The sequence below is a fragment of the Capnocytophaga cynodegmi genome (genome assembly GCF_002302475.1).
GTDB classification, from domain to species: Bacteria; Bacteroidota; Bacteroidia; order Flavobacteriales; family Flavobacteriaceae; genus Capnocytophaga; species Capnocytophaga cynodegmi.
Genome location: NZ_CP022378.1, coordinates 1,128,411 through 1,152,460 on the forward strand (window position 1 = coordinate 1,128,411; position 24,050 = coordinate 1,152,460).

The following is a 24,050-nucleotide window of genomic DNA, read 5'->3' on the forward strand; positions in this document are numbered from 1 at the left end:
TCAACCAAAAAATGTCTTATGAAACTACAAAAAATATTGTTGATTTTTAGCTTGTTAGTAGCTATAAGTTTAAAGGCTCAAACCAATTCGGCTCCGCAAGTAATCCCCTCAATTCAGCAATGGGAAGGAAAAACAGGGTATTTTACTTTTTCTGAAAATACACCACTTATAGTAGATAAAAATTTCCCACAATTAGAAAGTTATATTTCTGTATTTTCCAATGACTTACAAAGCCTTTACAATTTTAAAACAGCAGTAACTCTTGCTCAGGCAAAACCTCAATCTATTTTCTTTACGTTGAGTAGCGAAACAGCAATCCCTGAAGAAGGTTACCGTATCAATATCGATGAAAATATTATCGTAACTGCTTCAAGCACAAAAGGCATCTTTTGGGCAACTCGAACACTTTTGCAGATGCTCGAAAATGGCGGAAATCTTCTTCCAAAAGGAATAATTAATGATTTTCCGATGTATTCTCATCGTGGATTTATGCTCGATGTTGGGCGTAAATTCTTCACTATTGATTATCTGAGAGATTACATCAAAATTCTGTCGTACTACAAAATCAACGAATTTCAAATTCACCTGAACGACAATGGCTTCAAGGTTTTTTATAATGATGATTGGGACAAAACCTATTCGGCTTTTCGTCTGCAAAGTGATGTTTTCCCCGGACTTGCTGCCAAAGACGGACATTATACTAAAGATGAATTTCGCGATTTGCAAAAAATGGGAATGCTTTACGGCGTTAATGTAATTCCTGAAATCGACGTACCTGCTCATTCACTGGCTTTTACGCATTACAAACCTGAAATAGGAAGTGACAAATACGGCAAAGACCATTTGGATTTGTATAATCCTGAAACTTACAAGTTTGTCAATGCTCTTTATGCTGAATATTTGAGTGGAGAAAATCCTGTTTTTGTGGGTGCTGACGTTCACATCGGGACGGACGAATATGACAAAGGCGAATCGGAAAAATATCGTGAATTTACCGACAGATACCTCAAATACATTCAAAAATTAGGCAAAAACGTGCGTATGTGGGGCGGATTGCGTTGGCTTAAAGGCGAAACGCCCGTACATTCGGAAAATGTAGTAGTAAATGCTTGGTCGTACGATTGGGTTGACCCTGAACTTTCACTCAAAGAGGGCTACAAACTCATTTCCACCTGCGATACGTGGCTTTATATTGTACCTGCAGCGGGATATTATCGTGATTTTCTTGATGAAAAATGGCTTTATGAAGAATGGACACCCGAAAAAGTTAATCGGAAAGAAACGCTTCCAGAAGGAACAAAAGGGCTTCTTGGCGGAATGTTCGCCGTATGGAATGACCACTGCGGTAATGGTATCAGTCAGCAAGATGTGCATATTCGCACCCTTCCTGCGGTAAAAGTATTGTCAGAGAAAATGTGGAAAAGAAACACTTCTGTCAATTTCGATACTTTCAAAAAACTTTCTGACCGAATGGGAGAAGCTCCACATGTTAATTTAAGCGGAAAAGTGGCTTCCAAAACTAATTTGGTGATGCATTATGCCCTCAACAGCAAGAAAGAAAAAGATTTGTCCGAAAACGGATATAACGAACTACAACGAAATAAAATCGGCATAAGCAAGAAAGATAACTCTTTAGTTTTCAAATCGAAAGAAAGTTTTATCAAAACACCTATTTTAGAAATTGGATACGATTATCGTGTGGATTTTAATCTATTTTTGAACCCAAAAACGATTGATGATGCAATTCTTTTTGAAGGGCGAGACAGCAAAGTTATTATAAAAAAAGAAGGCAATCAGTTCCAAATAGGTTTCAGTCGTGACGGATATACTTACTATTTCGCAGAAAAATTCGATTTTGAAAAATGGTACGAACTCGGAATTTCAGGCGATTACAAAGGAACATCACTTTACGTCAATGGCAAACAATCCGAACGATTAGAGGGAAAAACACATAGTACTAACAACGGAAAAAATAAAATTTACATTCAGCAAACGCTTGTTTTTCCATTGCAATACATCGGAAGTTCAAACCAAAAAAGTTTTCAAGGAAAAATTAAAAATGTGAAAGTTATTAAGTTATAACTTATAGATTAATTCCTCCATAGCGGACAAAACTTCCTAAAATAACCATTATCACTCCCAAAGTAGTTACGGAGATGATATGGAATGCCATTTCAGGTAATTTTTTGATATTACCTTTACGCAATTGTGGTAATACACGAGTTTGAGCACTTATGGCAAAGCAGACTGATATTAGCAAACAGGTGATTTTTAGTGACACGACTGTTTCTATGGAAGATGAAAATGAAAACCAAGTTCCAATCCCCGAACCAAAATTGTAAGCCATTAAAATTCCTGTAATAACCAATAACAAAAGAGAAGGCATACCAATAGGTTCGTATGTTTTTTCAAATTTTTGGATATAGCTGAAATCATTGTTTTTCAAAGCTTTGGGTAAAAATCCAATAACAAGTATCAAATGCCCTCCTACCCAAATAGCTGCAGTAAGGAGATGAATTATAAGATAAATATGATGTAAAGCCATAGTGTAAATTATTTATTATTAAAACTGTTCATCGTAATGTTAATTCCTGCCAAGCCAAAGGAAAGTACTGCTTCAGCACTTTTTTCCAAACGTTCAGTGAGTAGTTTTTCCTCATCTTCAGTCCATTGCCCTAATACATAATCAACCTGTTTCCCTTTGGCGAAGTCATTACTTATACCAAAACGAAAACGCGCATACGTTGTAGTTCCAAGCTGTAACTGAATGTCCTTAAGCCCATTATGTCCTCCATCACTTCCTTTAGATTTGATACGAATTGTTCCAAAAGCTAAATTCAAATCGTCAGTGACAACCAACAAATTTTCAACAGGAATTTTTTCTTTTTCCAACCAATAACGAACTGCCTTTCCGCTGAGATTCATATATGTAGAAGGTTTTAGTAATATGAATGTACGTCCTTTATGTTTTAATTCGGCTATGTCGCCCAACTTTTGTGTAGTAAATGTGACATTGTGTTTTTCTGCCAAATGGTCAACTACTTTAAACCCAATATTATGACGTGTATTTCTGTATTCTAACCCAATATTTCCTAATCCTGCTATTAAATATTTCTTCATTTGCTCTAAACTTCAAAAAAATAAATGATTCTGAAAACACTCAGAATATTTATACGCTTATTATTTTGTTGATTCTCTGACTACTAATGAGGTTTTTATAATTTCTGTTCGATAATTACGCTCCTTATCCTTACTCTCAGTTCTTTCGATAAGAAGCTCTGCAGCTTTTTTGCCAATCTCTATTCCGTGTTGGTCAATTGCTGTAAGTTTGGGATATGAATTTTTTGCTAAAAATCCATCTGCAAAAGTAATAATTCCCAGCTCTTCAGGTACTTTAATTTTTCTATCGTGGGCTTGTCGTAAAGCCTTTACGGCTAAAAACTCATTGCTACACAACAGAGCGTCAAACTGATGTGTGTCAAAAAAATTAGAAATCACTTCATCGGAATGAATATCCTCAATGGCTAAAATAAGATTCTCATCAACTTGTATGTTTGCATCTTGTAGTGCGTTTTTATATCCTTGTGTACGCAAATTCCCGACGCTAATGTAATCGGGAACGGTTAATATTCCAATACGATGATATCCACTATTTATCAAGTGATTAACAGCCTTATACGATGCCATTGCATCATCTACAATTACTTTGTCACAATAAATATCCTGAGCCACACGGTCAATCAAAACCAAAGAAATTTCCTGATTGAGAACTTCACGCAAATGTCGGTAGTCTTTCTTCTGTTGTGTTTCTTTGGAAAGAGCCACAATAAATCCGTCTACACCTGTCTGTACCAAAGTTTCAATATTTTTTACTTCTTGTTCGAGCAATTCGTTTGAAAAACAAGCTACAATTTTGTATCCCTTCTCATTTGTTACGCTTTCAATACCTTTTACCACCATCGAAAAAAAATCGTGTGCAATTTCGGGAATAACAATGGCAATGGTTTTGGATTTTTTACTTTTCAGACTTAATGCAATACTATTGGGTCTGTAATCGTGTAACTCTACCAATGCCCTAACCCGTTGTTTGGTTTCTTCACTAATTTCACTGCTATTGTTAATCGCCTTAGAAACAGTCGATACACTCACATCCAACTCTTTTGCAATATCCTTTATGGTGATTTTCCTTTTCATAAGGGGAACTTAATCTTTCTTGAGAATTATCCCGTAAAACTATAACTTTTTTTTGAAAAAGCAAAAGACTATCAGAAAGTGATAGTCTTTTGCTTTTTCATTGTACAAAAATCTTAATACACTCCCATATAGAAACCTTCTCCTGAAACTTGAAGTGTAGCTCCTTTTTCAAATCCATTAGGATCAGCTTTGGTTGGGTCAAAAATATAAATATTCCCCGTACCTTTGGTAGGACAAATAGCCATATAAAGTTTACCATCTTTTCCTAATTTAGCCGACTGATAGTATTGTAACCAAAGTTTTTCAGGTAAATTCATTTTAATAACGGTTTTAGCTTTTAAATCCACACGAGCCACTCCCCACGTTGCCTCATTAGCTTTTGAACCGATAGCGGCATCATAGTATGGTAGGTAAGCAATCCCTTTACCAGCATAAAAAATACCTGTTCCACCTATTTTGGTAAGTCCTAACTTAGAAGCCAAATCAAATTTATAGGTATTATCGTATTCTCCTGTATTAGGATTCATTTTTAATATATGAGAATCTTCCATAGTAATATTATACACATCACCAGCTTCATCAGTAAAGAATGAAGGAGCTCGATAACCATAGTTTTCACCATTGGCAAGTTCTGAGTGTACCAACTTCGGATTTTCAAATGAAGGAAAATCTAAAACTAAAGTGGTAGCAGGATGCGAAATCAAACTTTCACCAGTACCATACACACGAGTAGGAATAATTTTTCCAGTTTCTTTATCATATCCTTGAACAGCAGTACCAATGTAAGCTTTTCCATTATGGATAATAGCATTATCTACACGCCAAATGTGTGCATCGGGTAGTTTGTCAGATGAGATACCCGCTGGAAGATCTACCTCTTTCACTTCACCTAAAGTTAAGTCAGGTAACGAAATGTGTACAATACGTAAAGTAGAAGTATTTCGGCTTGGGGTTTTATCTTTATGTTTTGGGACAACATCAAAAAGTAGTGCATTTTTGTCGTCTATCACTCGCCAACGTGGGTGAGTCCCTATTGATTTTGAAATATCAAGTGGTTTTTCTTCTCTGTATAGATTTTTATCTCCTGATAATGAGTATTTAACAATTTTCCCATTGCCATACTCCAAATCGTATAAAAATTTCCCATCGGAAGAGGCATACAAACGATGTGTTCTTGCTTTTTCAAAAGCTTTTCCTTGCCCTTCAAAAGATAAATTTCCCTCCTTCAAATTGGTTAAAGGCATTAAATAAGCACTTGCAGTACCTGAATACCCCACTCCATACCCTACGTGGAAAACGGCTCCCGCGTTGGGGTCAATAGTAGGTGTATCCACCTCATCTTTTTTGCAACTTGTTGTCAATAATCCTGCCCCAACAACTGCTAAGGCTATCATTTTTGATGTTAAATTTCTGTTTTTCATTATATTGATTATTTAGTATTTAGTTATTTTTCATATGTCGTAAAACGTATCGTTTTTCCAAAAGTTCGAATTACTTCACTTTAATTAAATAGTTGATGGTTTGATAATTCGTTTTGTATGATTTCCCATTGTGGTCGCCCTCTTCTTTGTTTGACCACGAAAACTCAAGCAGATAATTTCCTTTCCAAAGCGGATTGAATTTAATCCTTCCGTTGCTATCGGTACGATATACCATTGCCCAGCCATTTTCGGAAGTGATACTAACACGCTCTTTCGCAGCAATATTACCTTCTTTGAGCATTTTAAAAATCTTTGTTCCGTTTGTTTTAACTACCGAAGTATCAAAAGAAAGCTGCAAGGGCAATTCTCCCAAGGTAAGTTCTGAGACTTCTTTCGTGCCAACACTTACAAATGCTACCGACTGATAAGCAATTTTCATCTCCTTGAATACATCTTTTACCAGATGCTTTACCGAAAGCGTGTAGATGCCTTTTTCAGAAGGAATAAACGATGCCAGATAATGACTTTCTTTTTGAGTTTTGCTCAAAACCTCTTTTTTCCCTGACGGATATATGAGCAATAGCTCCAAATCTTTAATGTCCGAAAACCATTTTTCAGTAAAGGTAGGGCTATCAGGCTCTCCGAAGAAGACTTTTACTTGATGGGGTTTGTTCAATTTTCCGTTAGTTTCGGTTTCTATCCATACGGTGTGAGCGTATGTCGTTAAGCAACCTATTAAAAATAGCAGTATGTTTAAAAGCTGTTTTTTCATTGTTATTTCGGTTTTTGGTGATTCACTTTTTTAGAATACAGAAAATGTTAGTTTCCCAAAGATGGAACGCCCTGGTTTTTGTAGTGCATAATTATCAAACACTTGGGTATCAAAAATATTTTTAGCGTTAAATGCTAATGTCCATTTTTGGTTTGGAAAGGTGTATGTAAGCCCTACATCGTGCAAGGGTTGCGATGGAATGATAGCTTTGCCTACCGCTCCATATACTTCCCATTCTTTGAAAAATTCGTGTGTGTAGCCAAAATTGTAATTAATTGTTAACCGTGATTTCTTCTGAATCAAACTATTAAACAAATATTCGGCATTGAAATTGGCTGTAAAATAGGGCGTATTACGTAATCGACTTCGGTAATGTGCGTATTTCAAACCTGTATTGGGGTCGTATTCCAAATTAAATAAAGCATTTGTGTAAGAAACGTTAGCGTTAAGAAAAAGACATTTATCCCAATTGTAACGAAATTCTGCATCTACTCCCTTACTAATTACTTTCCCTAAGTTTTCAAATCGGAAGAAATCATCGCTAGGGCGAGGCACTCCACGCAAAATCATATCACGTATATCACGCACAAAAAGATTTACTTCTCCTCCTATTTCGTGCTTTCCAAAAGTAAAACCGCTTAATGTAAGTCCCAAATTAGCATTATTGCTGTATTCGGGTTTTAATGAGAGATTTGTATTAACGCCCTCACTGGTATTGCCTAAAAGTTCGGTACTACCTGGCAATCGGATAGCCTTTTCAGCAGAAGCTGAAATCATTATTTTAGGAGTAACTGCATACGAAAGTGAAAATCCGTACCCTTTGTCATTTATTTTTCGGTCGTGTATAGTGGTTTGTTCTTCAACATTTCCGTTAGGTCTTCGAATGGCGTTAAACTCTGTCAAGTATACCTTCTGATAGTATAATTTATAGAATAACGAGGCTTTTAATTTATTATCAAACCCATTCAAATCGTAATTAAATCCGATAATTTGCTTATTGTATTTACGCTGGTCAAGTCGATTACGAATATGTTGCGGTAACATTGCATCATCAATGTCACGAGTAAAAGCTCCTAAAAAATAACTTACTCCCACAACGTGATTCTTATGAAAATGATAATGAATATTGGAACGATTGGCAAGATTGCGTTCATCATTCATTGCCAAAGTAGGAGCCCCCGCCTCAGCACCTTGTTGCCAAGTAAGTTCTTTTCCATTACGCCCGATGGCTCTTTTACCTTCCCAAGTGTATATATAAGGTACTGTATCGATTACTTGCCGATTAGTTTTTGAATATGTAGTAAATGTACTCACGTCCAACCCCTTAAGGAGAAAATCGTTTTTCTTATATTGCAGACTTGCCATACTGCTATTGTACTCCGTTCGGCGATTACCATAAACCACTTGCATCGTAGCACCTGTTTGTATGTCTTTATCAGTTTCCGAAAACATAAACCCAAGAAGAAATTCATCTGCCCATTTTTTGCGTATAAAACCAAAGTTTGATTTGATACCTGACGAATAGTATTTATCGTGGAAACGCCTGGCTTTTACGTGAGTATATTCACCCGTAATGTTATCGGTAACATAAATGGTTTCACCCCATACTTTGTAATCGTTATCAGTATAATTATAAAAAGAAGATAAATTTGCTGTAAAGCCAGACTTTTTATCACGGTAGGTGCCGTTTAAGTCCCATTGATGCGTATTGAACGCCCCGTACGAATATGATGTGGTAAGTGAATTATTCATTTCTTTTTTCAAAACAACATTAATCCCTCCGCCCAAAGCATCTTCAGAGAGTTCTGATGGTAAAACCCCTTTATAAACCTCAATACGTTCAATCATTGAGGGAGGAATACTGCTAAGTGAAAACGAACGTCCGTAATTACGAATCGGAATGCCATCAATGAAAATACGCACTGAATTTCCTGATAAACCATTCAGATTGAAAGAAATATCTGAACCCATTCCTGCTGACTGACGGATTTTAATCCCCGCCGAACGCCCCAAAAGCTCTGTAGTTTGAATATTTTGCAACAATGCTTCTTTAGTGTCAATAACGTTCATTGCGTAACCTTGTTCTTTGGCTCGTTTGCCTTTGCTACTTCCTGAAACAGCTACTTCGCTAAGTGAAATACCCTCGTTATTTTTTAATTTTATGGTAACTTGCTGAAGGTTTTTTGTAAAGTGAACTTTGGTTTTAACACTTTCGTTACCAAAAGTTTTTACTTCAATTTCATAATTTTTTCCTATGGATAAATCTTCTATTTTAAAAATTCCTTGCTCATTGGTATAGGTATATTTATTAATACTTTTGATAAAAATAGTAACCATATCAGCAGGTGTTCCATCAGTATAGGTTACTATACCAGATAGTGTTCCCTTATGTGGTGTTTGTTGAGCATATAACCCTGTAAAAGAAAATATTAAATAAGAAAATAAAAGAATTAAAAAATGTAATTGAGTATTTTTCATAGCGAATGTATAACAACTATTTATTGGTACTTATGTAAGCATCCATTATGGCATTGATTTGTTCTTGGGTTTTATATTCTTCTTCATTTAAAAGATGTTCGTACAGAGTTTTTCCATCTATTTTTTCCTGTACTTTGAGATTTCCTTTTTGCTCAAAAGCCTTCTCCCAACGATTGCGAACCAAAGCCCATTTTTCTTTATTTTCTTGCCAGAATTCTTGAGCTGCCTTACATTTTTCCTCAGCTACTTTTTTGTAAGTATTGTAGCCTCGTTCTTGTGCAATGACCAAATCGTCTTTATCATCTCGACGTAAAACTTTATCGTTATCTTGTTGATGCAATCAACCGTAATTGGTGATTTCGTGTCGGTTACGTCTTAAAAGCACGTTATAATCGTTTCGGATTTCTTGTTCGCGTCGTGGCATAGGGGCATCTGCTTCACTTTCCCAAAAACTTTTGCCGTCCACGTGCACCCAAGTAGCGGTTTGTTCGTAACGTGGGCTGTCATCTACTTGATAGACTTTTTGAGTCCATTGTCCTTTCACTGCCGATTTGGGCAAGGAATAACTGCTCCATTCATTGTCTTTTATATATTTTAAAAGGTCAGTGTTTTGATAAATCCAATCTTGTCGCCAATGCTTGATAACGTGCTGTTTATCTCTTTTTCCCACTACAAGCAAATGTTGCAAAACGAGTTTCTTTTTGTTGTCCTCTATAAGTTCTACCCATTCCAAAGCTTTGGAACGACTTGATTTTGAAGGTACATATGTAGAATCAGCACCATACTGAAAGGTTTCTGCATACCGAAAAGTTACCTCGTAACAGCCACACATACTTTTTATGGCTTCAACATCTTTCTTGTTTTGAGCCTTAACTTCTGCTAAAAAAGAAATCACACATAAAACAACAAATAATCTTTTCATATCTTTCGAATATTAAGTATTTTAGACTAAACTTGGGGCAAATATAGTACTTTATTTTTATTTAGAATACATATAAATAATAATTTTAGAAAAAGTATTATTTGTAAACTACGAAATCTATATACAAAACATATAATTAATTGTAAATAAATCTCATAGGCTATTTTAAAAGAACAAAAGACAAACGTAAGTAATAATTCAATCTCTTTATTTAACATTTATTTAACTCATTGTTTTGAATTAATGCTATAGTTTTGCAAATTATTAATTAATAAACTCTGTTTACTTATGAAGAAAATTGTATTAAGTGCAGTAGTAATCGCTGCTATTACATTAACAAGTTGCAAAAACACTAATAACCAACAAAATTCTGCAAATGAGAATATTGCAACAGAACAAATGACTTCTACTGAAATGAAAGAAGAAGCTGGAAAGTTCGACTACAAAGTTGCGTCTTCTTCTGTTGTTGAGTGGGTTGGTTCAAAACCTGTAGGAAAACACAATGGTACTGTAAATGTTACTGGAGGTGGTGTTAGCGTTAAAGATCAATCAATTACTAAAGGAGAATTTGTAATTGATATGAATACAATCGCTGTTTTGGATTTGGCATCTGGTGATGGAAAAGAAGATTTGGAAAATCACTTGAAAGGAACTGGAAAAGAAGATGCTGAAGACCACTTCTTTAACGTAAAAAAATTCCCTACAGCTACATTTGTATTCAAATCATTTGATGGTACAAATATGGTAGGAGATTTGACGATCAAAGGGGTAACAAAAGAAGTTTCTTTCCCAGCTACAGTTACAGTTACAGATGCTGAAGTAAATATCGCATCAAACTCTTTCAAAATCAATCGTGTAGATTTCGGAGTTAATTACGCTTCAAAATCAGTTTTTGATGATTTGAAAGACAAATTCATTAACGACGAAATGGAACTTGTTGTTAAAGTGAAAGCTACAAAATAATCAATATTGATAGTTTAAAATTCAAGGAGTGGAGAAGTTATTTTTTCACTCCTTATTTTTTTATATATTTGCGTCAACTTTTCTGAACAATTAAAAACCGATTGTTCCGTTTGCTACTATGGACACATTTTCTATCGCTATTATAATCATAACTCTCATTTTGTCTGCTTTTTTTTCAGGATTTGAAATTGCATACGTATCTTCCAATAAAGTGCATATCGAAATTCAGAAGAAACAAGGTGGCTTTATGGCTAACATTTTAACCAAAATTACACGAAAGCCATCAAAACTCATTGCTACAGTACTGGTAGGCAACAATATAGCATTGGTTATATATGGTTTTGAAATGGGGAAAATAATGACAAGTGTGCTACCTCCTTTTTTCCGAAACGTTGTGTGGCATACCATAATCTCCACACTAATCATTCTTATAACAGCGGAGTTTATGCCAAAGGTATTTTTCCAAATCTATGCAAATCAACTATTGAAAATATTGGCAGTTCCCGCATATTTTTTCTATTGGCTATTCTCTCCTATTTCTAATTTCATCATTTGGATTTCTGATTTCATCCTTAAAATATTTTTCAAAACCAAAGGAGATAACGTTCCGCTATCATTCACAAAGGTAGAATTAGGCGACTATATTTCCGAACAAATGGAAAACGCATCAAAAAAAGAAGATGTTGATGCTGAAATACAAATTTTTCAGAATGCTTTGGAGTTTTCGAGTGTGAAAGCACGTGATATTATGGTTCCTCGAACTGAAATTATCGCTGTAGACATCAACGAGAAACCGGAGGAATTAATCCATTCTTTCGTTTCTTCTGGATTTTCTAAAATACTGGTTTACAACGAAAATATTGACGACATTGTAGGATATGTACACACTTTTGATATGTTCAAAAAACCAAAAGATATCAAAAGTATTTTAATCCCGATTCCTTATATTCCTGAAACTATGCTCATTCACGAGGTGTTAAATATGCTCACTCGCAAACGAAAAAGTATGGCTGTGGTGCTTGATGAATACGGCGGAACATCGGGAATGCTAACTTTAGAAGACATTGTAGAAGAGCTTTTCGGAGAGATCGAAGACGAACACGATAAAGATGATTTCGTGGAGGAAAAAATTTCAGATACAGAATACGTTTTTTCAGCTCGGTTAGAAGTAGAGTATATCAATGAAACCTACAATTTGAATCTACCCGAAAGTGAGGAATACGAAACTCTCGGCGGATTGATAGTTTCTTCCAACGAAGGAATCCCTTCACAAGGAGAAATTGTATCAATTCCTTCTTTCAACTTTTTTATTGAAGAATGTTCTGAAACAAAAATCGAAAGGGTAAAGTTATTTGTAATCAATAGTTAATATTTTTATTTATTTCTTCCATAAAGTAAGAAAAATTCATACTTCTGACTTCAAATTTCAAACGATTTTTTAATCGTACATATTTAATCCGTTTTAAATCAAATCTATTTCCTAAAAAATCCTTATTTTTGCAGTTTAAAAAATAGATATAATTATATGCAACTATCAGAACAAGAGATAATTCGTAGAGAAAAACTTGATAAATTAAAAGAATTGGGTATCAATCCGTATCCAGCGGAATTGTACCCTGTTGATACAACTTCTGCCGATGTAAAATCGGATTTTCAAGAGGGAAAGAAGGTAACTTTGGCGGGGCGACTAATGTCTGTCCGTATTCAAGGGAAAGCCTCTTTTGCTTCATTACAAGACAGCCAAGGACGCGTACAGCTCTATATCAATCGTGATGAAATTTGTCCTGACGAAGACAAAACCCTTTACAATGAAGTATTTAAAAAATTGCTCGACTTGGGTGATTTCATCGGTGTGGAGGGCGAACTTTTCCTTACACAAGTAGGCGAAAAATCAGTTCGGGTAAAAAACTTCAAACTACTGAGCAAGGTACTTCGTCCGTTGCCGCTTCCTAAAACCGATGCCGATGGAAATACCTTTGATGCCTTCACCGACCCCGAGCTTCGCTATCGTATGCGTTACGTGGACTTGGTGGTAAATCCTCAGGTGAAAGAGGTGTTTATCAAACGTACCAAACTTTTCAATGCGATGCGTCAATTTTTTAACGAACGTGGTTATATGGAAGTGGAAACACCTGTTTTGCAATCCATTCCGGGGGGAGCGGCAGCACGTCCGTTTATCACACACCACAACTCGCTCGACATTCCGCTTTATATGCGAATTGCCAACGAATTGTATCTGAAAAGACTTATCGTGGGAGGATTTGACGGCGTGTACGAGTTCTCGAAAAACTTCCGAAACGAAGGAATGGACAGAACTCACAACCCTGAATTTACCGCAATGGAAATTTATGTGGCATATAAAGACTATCATTGGATGATGGAGTTTACCGAACAATTGTTGGAGCATTGTGCTATTGCCGTAAATGGTTCAACCAAAGCCACTTTCGGAAAGCACGAGATTGATTTTAAAGCTCCATATCCGCGAGTTACAATGACCGAAGCCATTCAAAAGTTCACAGGGTTTGACATCACAGGAAAAACTGAAAAAGAATTATTCGATTTTGCTAAATCTATTGGGATTGAGGTTGATGACACAATGGGCAAAGGCAAACTAATAGACGAGATTTTCGGTGAGAAATGCGAAGGAAATTTCATTCAACCTACATTTATCACGGATTATCCGAAAGAAATGTCGCCACTGACCAAAGAACATCGCAACGACCCCAATCTGACCGAGCGTTTCGAGCTGATGGTCTGCGGAAAAGAAATCGCCAATGCGTATTCCGAGTTGAATGACCCCATCGACCAACGCGAACGTTTCGAGGCACAAATGGCACTTTCCGAGCGAGGCGATGACGAGGCAATGTTCATCGACCAAGACTTTTTACGAGCGTTGGAATTTGGTATGCCACCAACATCAGGCTTAGGAATCGGAATGGACAGACTCATAATGTTCCTCACCAACAACGAAAGCATACAAGAAGTACTTTTCTTCCCACAAATGAAGCCTGAAGCGAAAGCCACACAGACAGTAGAGTTAAACGAAGACGAAAAAATGGTGTTTGAAATCCTCCAAAAGGCGGAAACACTTCCGTTGGAAGAGTTAAAAACCCAATCGGGACTATCCAACAAAAAATGGGATAAAACCATCAAAGGACTGACCAGCAAAAAGGTAGCTTCCGTTGAGAAACAAGACGATAATTTATTGGTGAAATTAGTATAACATAAGGGCGAAAGATTTTTCGCCCTTACTTTCATATAACACACAATAACATAAGGCAATTACGTGTCATCTTTTTTGTGAAGTAAACGTATCCATCAAAGAGGGAGAGAAATCTTTTGCTACTACGTATCCGAATATCAATATTTTCACTCGACTTTATAACCTAAACCCATATCACACAAATAGTTAAAAGTATTTTAATCCTTTGGGAAAGAAAATCAAGTACTGGGAATACAAAATAAAGCAACATATAAATAAAAATAACGATTATTTAACCTTTCATTAGTTCAATATTTAGAGCTTTATTCATTATGTTCGCATCGCTATAATGAAAAATCACAAATATATGAAACGAATTATTTTTTCAGCACTAATTGCTGTGCTAATTATTAGTTGTTCAAAGGATAACAATAACATAAATGAACAACCCAACACACAGGAGATTCTATTTCCTAAAAAAGTAACAACCTCTTTCAAAAGTAATAACGACTCTGGTGCCGAAGTATCAGTTGTCGAAGTTATAGAAGCTAAAATGGAAAATGGGAAACTTTTGGCTGAGGTTTTTACTATGTTTGAAGACAATGAAAAGGTAGATGGTTACGAAAATACTATGACCTACGAGAATAATCTGCTAAAAACTCTTACACATTTAGATACTAAAAAAAACAAAATAGAAAACAAAACAACTTACAATTATGCTGGTGGAAAATTGGTTGAAGAAATTGAAGAGAATGATAATGCTCAAGAATCTAAAACCGTAACATATAAGTACACGAATGATAGATTAACTGAAATTCAATACAATCGAAAAGATTCTGATTTAAAATTTCCACAAGTAACCAAATTTGTATATCCTTCGGCTACAGAAATACAAGAAATTGAGCATTTCTCCATAGTTACTAACGGAATAGAATATGCAAAAGTACGCAACAATACACACACGTTTGATACACAAAAAAGAATAATAAAAACTGTGAGAGTTGATGAAAGTTCAAAAGAGACCATTGAGTATCAATATGATGACAAAAACAATCATTTATACTATCAACTGGATATGCCAAGTAGTCCAACCCTTTTTATTGACCCAATATCAGCAAAAAATAATGTAATTTCTGAAAAACGAATCAAAGAAAAACTAACAGAACCCAAACGCACTGAGGTAGAAAGTGTTGATTATACCTATCAATATAATGATAAGAGATATCCTATAAAAATAAAGAGAGTTCATAAAGAAAATGATAAAGTAGTTCAAGAAAGTACTGTTGAAATTACCTATTACTAAATAAATATAAAGAAGAGACATAATAAAATATGTCTCTTTCTTTTATCAAAAAACTAAAAAAGCAAAAAAGTTATTCACCTAAAAATAAAACCAATCTTGCAAAGGCGAATTGTATTCGCCTTTTTTTACAAAATACTCCTATTTTTCAACAAGGGCAAAAAGTTTTTCACCCATACATATTCAGATATAAATGTTTTTTCTTACCTTTACAATCAAATAATTTACATTGCTATTTCAATAAATCAAACATTCATTTTTTTATCAAAATAACTTTAATAGGAAAGAAAATAACCTCTATAGAAGTCAATATTAACCTCGTAGGGAACAAAATAATTCCCGTAGAAGACAAAATTAATCTCGTAGGAAGAAATATTAACTCTGTAGAAAAGAAAATGAACCCTGTAGGAGACAAAATGAAGTCCATAGAAAAGAAAATGAACTAATTTATCAATATAAAACATTAAATAATTAATTCAACTTGCTAGTTTATGTTATTCTATTTACTTGATTTGAAAATATATACATAGTTACTTTTAATAAAAATCCAGCTAATGTAACAGCGTGTATCTTTAGGAAACATCTTTTTAATGTCGCTAATTGTAACTTCTATACGTTTTCGCATTTGAGTTTTCTTTTTGATATCTTCTTTACTATCAGGTCTTTTACTATTTTTCTTTCGCTGAGTTTTTAAAAAAACACCATATTTTTCTAAGAATTCATCTTCCAAATCATAAGCTGTATAGGCACTATCTCCGTATAAAGAAGATTCTGGCGAAAATTTATCTAATATTTTGTTCAAAGCCTTCACATCAGCTACTTTACCAGTGGTAAAATGAAAAGCAAAAGGAACTCCTCTCTTTGTTGTAATCAACTGAACTTTAATTCCATAGAAATAGGATTTCATACTTACTGTATAACCTCGCTATTGCTTACCTTTGACTATTTTTGACCGACTTATACGAATATTTTTACACATTTTAACGGAAAATGAGTCAATAATATACTCCATTTCGCAACATATTTCTTTAAAATAAGAGCTTATAAATTCAAATATTTCAAAGAGTATTCCTCCTAATTTATGGAGTCTTCTATTAAATCTACTCTTATTTAACATATTGGAAATCAATCCAAAATATTTAACAAATTTTATTGCTGAACTATGATTCCCATAAAAACTTTGAGCAGCTATCAAAGCTGTGATAACAACTTCACTGTCACTTACTTTACGGCGTTTATCCTCTTTGTGGTTAATTTCTTTTAAAATATCATCGATAATACAAAAAATAGCTGTAATTTTGTCCTTGCAAAGCATTGGTATTGTGTTTTTTACGTGTGAATACAAAATTACAAAACTTTTGCTTTGCTTTTTTATTACAAACTAGTAAGTTGAGTTATTTATGGTTTTTCCTATCATATTTTGTGTAGTCAAATGTAAATCTACAAGTATATTTGCCCATACTTCTTCCAAGATTTTCCCATTCTTTGAGGTTAAACAACATTTTATTATTTGCTCTTCCTCCTCTTTTTTTCCTCTTTCTATCATTCACATCTTCAATAAAACACCTTGGTTTCTGAAAACTTGTTTTATTCACTTTCGCATCTACTTTGCCCAAAAATTTAGAAATATCAGCACTTTGAATAATAACATCTCCACTTTGGGCGGTATGATAATAAGCCGATGAAGTCTCCTCTAAATTGCCTGATATATTAACCATTTTTTTGCCATCAATTTTCTGTGCTTTCTGCTCTACGTCTCCTGATTTTTTTTGACATCCTCTTTATAAACTTATCCAATTTTTTTGATTCATAGAAATCCATACAATACAAAAAATGTAATTTCCTGATAAAGATTCTATTATTGGTTGTTTATAGTAGTCTGCTATTATTTTCTGGGTATAAACATTTACGTTTTCTAAAAGAATATAATCTATTGAGTTTACCTGAAAAATGAAAGACCGAGACACATCTTTACTGACATAAGTAGAGTCTACTTTTGTATAGTTTGTTAATAAGCAAGTGCATAATGCGTATTTTTTTTATAATTCTATCTCCTCTTTGGATGAAAAAACAGGATTGTTGTTTATTTGACAAAAAGAATTATTGGAAAAAATGACAAAGAAAATAACAAAAACAACTTCTTTATTTGAGTTCCCATAAACTTATTTTATCTGTTTGTATTACTAACTATTCAGCACATTTTGCTTCCTTAAAATTATAAAATTATTACCATAAGTGTATCATTAGGACTTGTGTATTTGTCTTTTAATACTTGCTTGAAAACAAACTTTCTGATAAAATTTTATTAGAACCTATAATTTTGAAAAACAATAATTACTCATCTGATAAAGCTTTATTTTCTCTTATATTTATCTATTAATTTTTTTATAAAGCGGTGTAATTTCTTTGACTCATAAAAATCAGCACAGAGATAACAAATATAATTGGCTTTCTCATCATATGGCAAAGCAGGAGGTGGGTCTTTATAAAATTCCTTGGTATTCTCTATTGTAAAGTTTCTTACCTCATCCATTAATTCATTAGAAATTTGTTTTGCTTCAAATATATGAGATGAAGTATAATCGTGAGTATCACATAAACTATCTACCAAATGATAATTATGCACAATACAATTATAAAGAGCATACCTTTTTAACTCTTTTACAGTGTTTTGAGCAAATATGATATTAGTTATGAAAAAAACTAAACTTAGTATTTTTATTTTAATTCCCATAATTTTATTGAATCTGTTTGTACTATTTTATCCTTTTTTCCTTTTATTTCAAAGTATTTTGTCATATGAAAATAATATTTTTGGCTAATAGGGTTGTTATAATTATCTTCATCTCCTACATAAATTATATTTTTTCCATCCCAAAGAGATATATGACCTCCTGCATCTGACCATCCAGAGATACTAAATAAAATAATTCCTTTTATTTTACGAAGTTTTTTCCAGTCCTCTTCACTTAGAGATTTCTTCTTTTCTTCTATTTCTTTTATTAGTTTTTCTTTTACCCTCGTCCTTTTACTCACCCTTTCTTCATCGGGTTTTACCAAAAACGGCATCACAATAAACTCTTTTCCTGCCCATTCTTCTTTTATTGTTAGAACAAGCTTTTCGCCTTTTTCTTTTAAAACTTCTTGTTTGCCGTCAATTTTTATTGCCCATTGTATGCGTTTTTTGTCGTTTTCAGCAACTTGTTTCTGATTAAGTTTCGTTACCTGACACGTTATTTTTTCATTAGGCAAAGCCTCTCTTTTGTCTGCTTTTAATTGTGCTACCAAAATGGTCAGCAATTCCGTTCAATAATAAACAAAACGTATAATACATAGACAAACAAATGTAGAAAAATCAAATTTTTATATTTACTTTTGAATTTCCAATAAATAGCTATACCAAAAGTAAACCATAATATTGACATAACACCCGAAATTATGTATGTTGTTACCGAACAATAGTACCACGGACAACAATTCCATAAATACTTAGAAGAATCATTAAGTACCTCCCAAATATCTATTAAAAATAAAACAACAAGTACGAAATAGAACAAGCAAATCACCAGTTGCAACAATTTAATTAATAAATTCATATTTAACAACTAATTTGATTTTTGTACTTTTTTCTCTATATTTTTCAATTTTTTGGAAGAAATCAGCATCATTATCTGTTAAATCGATACACCCTGCACTTCCTGCTTCTTCTCCTCCGTGTATTGAAAAATTATCTCTCAAAATCCCATCAACATAAACTTGTGAAGGCTTTATCCAAACACGTCCCTTTCCCCAAGAAACCTCACCACCAGGCATCGTTCCTCTACCAACATAACCTTTTAATTTATCCGTGTTTGTTCTATTTTTAGAATACTGTATCTCTTGTGGATTAATGTAATATTTCCCTTCAGGTAAAGGTCCTACTCCTTTCATTTTCTGTCTTTCTTTACTATAATCAAATTCTCCATTTTTTAATGGACGACCAGAAACTGCTCTGTAAGAAAATTTTGAAATTTTGTCTTCCTCTTTTACTCTAAAAATAAGGAATTTCCCATTAAAGTACAGGGATAATCGCTCTTCAACCACTTTCACCTTCTTACTCACTTTTTTCTCATCAGGATTTACCAAAAACGGCATCACGATAATTTCTTTCCCTGCCCATTCTTCTTTTATCGTCAAAACAAGTTTTTCACCTTTTTCTTTTAAAACTTCTTGTTTTCCGTCAATTTTTATAGCAAATTTTAATATTTTTAGATTGAATAAAAAATATAAAATTATTTATTTTTTTTAGATATTTTTACAAAAAAACACAAAAGTTGTCCCGATCCTGCACCGATAAATATGTAAATCAATGTGTTTTTATTCAAAAAATAATTAGAAATAGCATTTTTGAAGGTTTTTATTATCAATTCATCGGAAGGAGCTGTATCTCCATAAGAAATTAAAGCGTCCCATAAAGAAAACAAAACTCCTATAATAGCTCCTAATATAGGAAAAATATATTTATTCTTCATATATAAATTTAGGTTTATAACTTAGGTTTTCATCTCTATATTCAAGTAAAATTTTTATATCTTTTTTAGATTCAAATGAAAGATTTAAAATTTTATTTGTTATTTCTTTCCAGACTTTATTACTAATATTGTCATCATAAGTATCATTTTTAATTGCTTTTTTTGCTAATTCAGGAGTTTTATGAATATTACTTTCAGGAATAAAACCAAAACACCCATACGAACCTCCTAAATAATCATATCCCATAATTTCATAAGTACCTCCTATATGTATCATCACATCTGTTGCAATATTTTCATCTTTTCTTGGGCTTTCTATATCTTTTCCATTTAATAATTTTTGCGTTAACAATGGTTTAGCAGGAAGTTTTCTTTCGCCAAAACGAGTTAAGATAAATGCTCCCATTCCTGAAAATTTAGGATAACTTGGTATCCAATAGGCTCCATATAAATTTTGATCCCAATTTTTTGGAATAAAAGCTCTGTTCAATAATTTATATTTTTTTTCTTCTTTTCCCAAATTATACCACGCATCGCGAGTAACACTAAATGAAATTTCTATTTTTCCCTCTGTATTATTTTTATCATAATTAACTACATCAACTCTATATGTTGGAACAATAACAGCTGGATCTGAAAAAACATAGTCTAATCCTTTCAAATTTTGAATAGTATATCCCGTTATTTCATTAGTAATCACAAGCCTTATATGAGATTTTTCATTGATTTTCACCTTCTTACTCACTTTTTTCTCATCAGGCTTTACCAAAAACGGCATCACAATAAGCTCTTTTCCCGCCCATTCTTCTTTTATTGTCAGAACAAGTTTCTCGCCTTTTTCTTTTAAGACTTCTTGTTTGCCGTCAATTTTTATTGCCCATTGTATGCCTTTTTTGTCGTTTTCAGTAACTTTTTCTTGGCTGTATTTGGTAACCTTGTAAGTTACTTTTTCATTGGGTTGAGCTTCGGGTTTATCAGCTTCCAAATCACGAACATAAATAATTTCTCTCTCCTGTTTTCTCTGTTCCTTTTCCTCCTGCTGTTCTTCTTCAAATGCCTCTACTTCCCATTCTACTTCCACTCGGTTGTTTTGAACCTTTCCTGAGAGTTCTGTAATCTGTTGGTTAGTAGCTTGTACTTTAATACGAACTTCTTCTCCATCGGCAATGTTGCGTGTGTCTGCCCCTAAAGTTACTACTTTCAGCACCTTTGAATCCCGAACTACTAATGTGTCTTTAATCCATTGTAGGTTATATATTACAGGTTCTCGTTCTTGTGATATTTCAAAAACAGATTCGTTCTTAGAAACAACCACTACCCCTGTAACTCCTTGAGGTATAGTTCCTCCGTGAGCCGTTGGTGATTGTTGAACAGCAATAGGTGTTCCATTGATGGTAACCCCAGGACACCCTTGTACGATACTGTCAGGTGGTCCTTGACATTGACACGTATCTCCCTGTAAGGCTACAGGAATACCATTAATTTTTACCCCTACACTACCTGGACCTATTACTGGACCTCCTACGTGGGGCACAGTTCCTGTTGTCATCGGGCAGGTATGCATCATATTAACGGTAACTACTTGTTTTCTATCCATAAATCAGTTTTTAAAATTATGAGACTTCTACTTTGAAAGCATTTCCTTCCAATGAACTTTTTGAGCCTACTACTTTACTATTGCTTCCCTTAATTTGGGTATTTCCTTTGCCTTCAATATTAACATCTCCTGAGGCTTCTATTTTTAAATCAGCTGAAATATTGGCGGTAAATCCTCCTTTTGATTTTACTGTTACATCTGAATTTGCTTTTACAGTGAACCCTTTTTCTGTTTCTATTATTGCTTCCTCTGCTGATGTCATCAAGATGTTTTTCTCTGAAGTAGTTATCACATCTCCTTTTGCTTTTGCATCTATATAACCCTCAGCTTCAAGCACTATATTTTTAGCCTTCATTGTTATATTTTCAGGTGCTGTAATTTCAATATTTTTTCCTTGTGTATCAAGTTTTATTTGATTTCCATTTTTATCAGAGAGGATAATACTTTCATCATCTGTAAATACCAATTTATGACCACTTTTTGTGATAATACTCCGTACATTGTTAGAAACTCCTGAAGCATTTTTGCCGTGGAACATACTACCTGATACATAAGGCCGATGCGGATTCCCTTGTTCAAAATTTACCATTACTTGATCGCCCACCTCAGGGGTTAAAGTGACACCTCTGTTGTTAGCTCCATCACTGAGCAATCCCGCATCTAAAGTTTGTACACGTAACCAATTTGTTTTTAAATTTTTATGTTTTTGCCAGTAGAACTGTACTTGTACACGACCTTGCTTTTCAGGGTCTTCATTGTTCACCACTTCTGCTATTTCAGGGTAAGCCACTGTTTGAATAGTGGCCAATGAATGTTCCAAACCTTGTGGTATTGCTACAAAATGATTCTCATAACTTCCTGACTTATCAACTCGATGTTCCACAGACACCACCCGATATACGCCTATCTCATTACCCAAATTATAATGTGATGAAAAATGAACTCGAATGAGTCTACCTACTTTTATACGTGAAGTTTTTGTTTTTCCTTCTAATATGTGCATATTACCCAAAATAGTATTGTAGTGCCCTTGTAGTACATCGTCCAAGTTACTTTCTGTGGTATTAGCTACTGACGATCGGACAATTCCCTCAGACGTGTATAACCTATCTTTTTTGGAAAGTAGTGGCTTAAGAAGCATATTTTGGCGTTCAGGTTCAGTAGTCTTTTGTGAATGTAAATATGCGTCTTTTTCTGCAAAATAATCATACTGACTAAGTTTATGAGGAAGCGTTTGCACAGTCATTTTTAAACTAATGATATCCTCATCAAAAGTTAGTTCTTCCTCCTCATTGGTCACTGGTAACCCAAAAAACAATTCCTTACCGTCATAGAAAAATAGTTCATTGTAAAGAGCTGACAACCGATTTAAAAATTCAAAAACACTTTCATTGTACTGCATTGCAAAAGGAAGAATTTCTTCAAATTTTGGATTACAATATGTTGAAAAATGCTTTTGATAGTCGTATGTAAGTTCCTGTATGATGTCTGTAAGAGAAGAATCTACAAATGAAAACATAGAAGTTACATCATCAAGTATGCAGACAGCTCCCTTTCCTATATAACGAATATAATTGGTATTAGGAATCCCTTGTGGATTTTCCCAAGAATCCATTACCACTTCGGTGATAAAACCAATAAACTCATACGTGTTATCCTTGTGTTGAAACTCAATATGAATACGTTCACCTACGAATTCAGTTAATGATTTAGGTGATTTTTTACCAATTAAATCTTCCTTACCTAAAAAATTTTCTATAACTTCGAAAGAATGACAAGAATTAAGGCTCTGTTGTAAAACAAGTGAATCAAAAATTAAAGGTTTTCCCTTTACGTAAATGGTTGTTTTTACGTCTTTCAAATCTGAAAGAATAGTAGAAAAAGTGTTGAATTTTGAATACATATTTTTATTTTTGAGGTGAATAATAAGTTTTGTATGTTTAAGAAAAATAAACAAAAAAACTGTCTAAACTTAAAAAAAGTAAAAGTTCCAAGAATTTTTAGCATTTTGTTTCGCATAACAAACTAAAAATCAATGAACTTTGAGCAAAGATATAATAAAAAAATGGATTATTTCCCATTTGAGCATCGGAAAAAGAGGATTTAAAGCAAAATTTAATTTATCATTAATTTTTCTTATGGTAATCAAACTATTAAAAACAGATTGCCAGTAGAGGGAGCTTCCGACAGAAGTGTATTTTAAAAACAAAAAATAAGCTTATACAGGTTTTGATAGTTGAGATTTAAGAAGTTTTTTACAGAAAAAGAAATAATACCTAATATCAAACAAAATCCCAGAAATGGACAAAATGAAAATATTTATTTTGACGAAGAATTATATAAAAATCGGTTTAAAACAGAGAGGAGTTTTGCGTGATTTGATGGCCTTAAAGAATTGATTATAAGATATGAAAACCTAAACACAACAGATGGTTATGTTGTATTTAGGGTTTACACTAACATTTATTCGGAAAGTTTAAGCAAGTTCTATAATGATTTGTCAAAAACATGAATTTTAATCATATTTCTTGTTTATAACTTTTAATTTTTAACGAATATACTCTCTTATTAGTAATAACGGAGATACATAAACAGAAGTTAAAAAACTCCACAGACAAAACTTTTTATAAAAAACGTTAAAATAAAAATGATTTTATGAGAAATTAATTTGTAATTTTGTGGAACTATAA

The 24,050-nt window shown here is 33.6% G+C and carries 18 protein-coding genes and 2 pseudogenes; 5 read left to right on the plus strand and 15 right to left on the minus strand.

The window, feature by feature from the left end:
- The first annotated feature begins 18 nt into the window (after positions 1-18).
- Positions 19-2,082, plus strand: coding sequence for a family 20 glycosylhydrolase (locus CGC48_RS05060; protein ID WP_098028710.1), 2,064 nt, complete (start codon positions 19-21; stop codon positions 2,080-2,082).
- Between the two features lies 1 nt (position 2,083).
- Here the strand turns inward: CGC48_RS05060 and CGC48_RS05065 are convergent, their stop codons facing one another.
- The 7 genes and pseudogenes from CGC48_RS05065 to CGC48_RS05095 form a co-directional block, all read right to left on the minus strand.
- Positions 2,084-2,545 (minus strand): copper resistance protein CopD, encoded by a 462-nt coding sequence (locus CGC48_RS05065; RefSeq protein WP_098028711.1) that lies wholly within the window; start codon positions 2,543-2,545, stop codon positions 2,084-2,086.
- Positions 2,546-2,553: 8 nt separating this feature from the next.
- On the minus strand, positions 2,554-3,120 hold the full coding sequence (gene pth / locus CGC48_RS05070) for an aminoacyl-tRNA hydrolase (protein WP_041992846.1): 567 nt from the start codon (positions 3,118-3,120) through the stop codon (positions 2,554-2,556).
- A 60-nt stretch (positions 3,121-3,180) separates the two neighbouring features.
- A complete protein-coding gene (locus CGC48_RS05075; RefSeq protein ID WP_098028712.1) occupies positions 3,181-4,194 on the minus strand; it encodes a LacI family DNA-binding transcriptional regulator in 1,014 nt (337 codons plus the stop codon).
- 113 nt (positions 4,195-4,307) lie between these two features.
- Positions 4,308-5,615, minus strand: a complete 1,308-nt coding sequence (locus tag CGC48_RS05080; protein WP_098028713.1) for a hypothetical protein — start codon at positions 5,613-5,615, stop codon at positions 4,308-4,310.
- Positions 5,616-5,685: 70 nt separating this feature from the next.
- Positions 5,686-6,387: a DUF4198 domain-containing protein gene (locus CGC48_RS05085; protein WP_098028714.1), complete on the minus strand. Its 702-nt coding sequence runs from the start codon at positions 6,385-6,387 to the stop codon at positions 5,686-5,688.
- A 30-nt stretch (positions 6,388-6,417) separates the two neighbouring features.
- On the minus strand, positions 6,418-8,865 hold the full coding sequence (locus CGC48_RS05090; protein ID WP_232780565.1) for a TonB-dependent receptor: 2,448 nt from the start codon (positions 8,863-8,865) through the stop codon (positions 6,418-6,420).
- Positions 8,866-8,881: 16 nt separating this feature from the next.
- Positions 8,882-9,787: pseudogene (locus CGC48_RS05095) on the minus strand (DUF6607 family protein).
- 288 nt (positions 9,788-10,075) lie between these two features.
- On the opposite strand from CGC48_RS05095, the gene CGC48_RS05100 reads away from it, so the two are divergent.
- From CGC48_RS05100 to CGC48_RS05115, 4 genes are all read left to right on the plus strand, one after another.
- Positions 10,076-10,750 (plus strand): YceI family protein, encoded by a 675-nt coding sequence (locus CGC48_RS05100; protein WP_098028715.1) that lies wholly within the window; start codon positions 10,076-10,078, stop codon positions 10,748-10,750.
- Positions 10,751-10,868: 118 nt separating this feature from the next.
- On the plus strand, positions 10,869-12,119 hold the full coding sequence (locus tag CGC48_RS05105) for a hemolysin family protein (protein ID WP_098028716.1): 1,251 nt from the start codon (positions 10,869-10,871) through the stop codon (positions 12,117-12,119).
- Positions 12,120-12,275: 156 nt separating this feature from the next.
- Positions 12,276-13,973, plus strand: coding sequence for a lysine--tRNA ligase (gene lysS / locus CGC48_RS05110; protein ID WP_098028717.1), 1,698 nt, complete (start codon positions 12,276-12,278; stop codon positions 13,971-13,973).
- Positions 13,974-14,319: 346 nt separating this feature from the next.
- Positions 14,320-15,255 carry a hypothetical protein gene (locus CGC48_RS05115; protein ID WP_157909870.1) on the plus strand — a complete coding sequence of 312 codons (936 nt, stop codon included), beginning with the start codon at positions 14,320-14,322 and terminating at the stop codon, positions 15,253-15,255.
- 486 nt (positions 15,256-15,741) lie between these two features.
- Here the strand turns inward: CGC48_RS05115 and CGC48_RS11970 are convergent.
- From CGC48_RS11970 to CGC48_RS05165, 8 genes and pseudogenes are all read right to left on the minus strand, one after another.
- Positions 15,742-16,567, minus strand: a pseudogene (locus CGC48_RS11970) (IS982 family transposase).
- A 79-nt stretch (positions 16,568-16,646) separates the two neighbouring features.
- The gene (locus CGC48_RS05130; protein WP_098028720.1) at positions 16,647-16,970 is read right to left on the minus strand and encodes a hypothetical protein; all 324 of its coding nucleotides are present in this window, start codon (positions 16,968-16,970) and stop codon (positions 16,647-16,649) included.
- A gap of 635 nt (positions 16,971-17,605) precedes the next feature.
- Positions 17,606-17,986, minus strand: a complete 381-nt coding sequence (locus tag CGC48_RS05135) for a hypothetical protein (RefSeq protein WP_098028721.1) — start codon at positions 17,984-17,986, stop codon at positions 17,606-17,608.
- Positions 17,971-18,540 (minus strand): T6SS effector amidase Tae4 family protein, encoded by a 570-nt coding sequence (locus CGC48_RS05140; RefSeq protein ID WP_098028722.1) that lies wholly within the window; start codon positions 18,538-18,540, stop codon positions 17,971-17,973. Before CGC48_RS05140 ends, CGC48_RS05135 begins: the two co-directional genes overlap by 16 nt.
- A 291-nt stretch (positions 18,541-18,831) precedes the next feature.
- Positions 18,832-19,428, minus strand: a complete 597-nt coding sequence (locus tag CGC48_RS05145) for a tlde1 domain-containing protein (protein ID WP_157909871.1) — start codon at positions 19,426-19,428, stop codon at positions 18,832-18,834.
- Between the two features lie 95 nt (positions 19,429-19,523).
- The gene (locus CGC48_RS05150) at positions 19,524-19,763 is read right to left on the minus strand and encodes a hypothetical protein (RefSeq protein ID WP_098028723.1); all 240 of its coding nucleotides are present in this window, start codon (positions 19,761-19,763) and stop codon (positions 19,524-19,526) included.
- Positions 19,753-21,360, minus strand: a complete 1,608-nt coding sequence (locus CGC48_RS11940; RefSeq protein ID WP_317045458.1) for a PAAR domain-containing protein — start codon at positions 21,358-21,360, stop codon at positions 19,753-19,755. Before CGC48_RS11940 ends, CGC48_RS05150 begins: the two co-directional genes overlap by 11 nt.
- Positions 21,361-21,376: 16 nt before the next feature.
- Entirely contained in the window at positions 21,377-23,263 is a 1,887-nt protein-coding gene (locus CGC48_RS05165) for a phage baseplate assembly protein V (RefSeq protein ID WP_098028724.1), read from the minus strand.
- Between the last annotated feature and the right edge of the window lie 787 nt (positions 23,264-24,050).

Excerpts from the sequence above, each read along its gene's own strand:
- CGC48_RS05060 (WP_098028710.1), top strand. The coding sequence starts at position 19 with ATGAAACTACAAAAAATATTGTTGATTTTTAGCTTGTTAGTAGCTATA.
- CGC48_RS05065 (WP_098028711.1), bottom strand. The coding sequence starts at position 2,545 with ATGGCTTTACATCATATTTATCTTATAATTCATCTCCTTACTGCAGCT.
- pth (WP_041992846.1), bottom strand. The coding sequence starts at position 3,120 with ATGAAGAAATATTTAATAGCAGGATTAGGAAATATTGGGTTAGAATAC.
- CGC48_RS05075 (WP_098028712.1), bottom strand. The coding sequence starts at position 4,194 with ATGAAAAGGAAAATCACCATAAAGGATATTGCAAAAGAGTTGGATGTG.
- CGC48_RS05080 (WP_098028713.1), bottom strand. The coding sequence starts at position 5,615 with ATGAAAAACAGAAATTTAACATCAAAAATGATAGCCTTAGCAGTTGTT.
- CGC48_RS05085 (WP_098028714.1), bottom strand. The coding sequence starts at position 6,387 with ATGAAAAAACAGCTTTTAAACATACTGCTATTTTTAATAGGTTGCTTA.
- CGC48_RS05090 (WP_232780565.1), bottom strand. The coding sequence starts at position 8,865 with ATGAAAAATACTCAATTACATTTTTTAATTCTTTTATTTTCTTATTTA.
- CGC48_RS05100 (WP_098028715.1), top strand. The coding sequence starts at position 10,076 with ATGAAGAAAATTGTATTAAGTGCAGTAGTAATCGCTGCTATTACATTA.
- CGC48_RS05105 (WP_098028716.1), top strand. The coding sequence starts at position 10,869 with ATGGACACATTTTCTATCGCTATTATAATCATAACTCTCATTTTGTCT.
- lysS (WP_098028717.1), top strand. The coding sequence starts at position 12,276 with ATGCAACTATCAGAACAAGAGATAATTCGTAGAGAAAAACTTGATAAA.
- CGC48_RS05115 (WP_157909870.1), top strand. The coding sequence starts at position 14,320 with ATGAAACGAATTATTTTTTCAGCACTAATTGCTGTGCTAATTATTAGT.
- CGC48_RS05130 (WP_098028720.1), bottom strand. The coding sequence starts at position 16,970 with ATGGTTAATATATCAGGCAATTTAGAGGAGACTTCATCGGCTTATTAT.
- CGC48_RS05135 (WP_098028721.1), bottom strand. The coding sequence starts at position 17,986 with ATGGGAATTAAAATAAAAATACTAAGTTTAGTTTTTTTCATAACTAAT.
- CGC48_RS05150 (WP_098028723.1), bottom strand. The coding sequence starts at position 19,763 with ATGAAGAATAAATATATTTTTCCTATATTAGGAGCTATTATAGGAGTT.
- CGC48_RS11940 (WP_317045458.1), bottom strand. The coding sequence starts at position 21,360 with ATGGATAGAAAACAAGTAGTTACCGTTAATATGATGCATACCTGCCCG.
- CGC48_RS05165 (WP_098028724.1), bottom strand. The coding sequence starts at position 23,263 with ATGTATTCAAAATTCAACACTTTTTCTACTATTCTTTCAGATTTGAAA.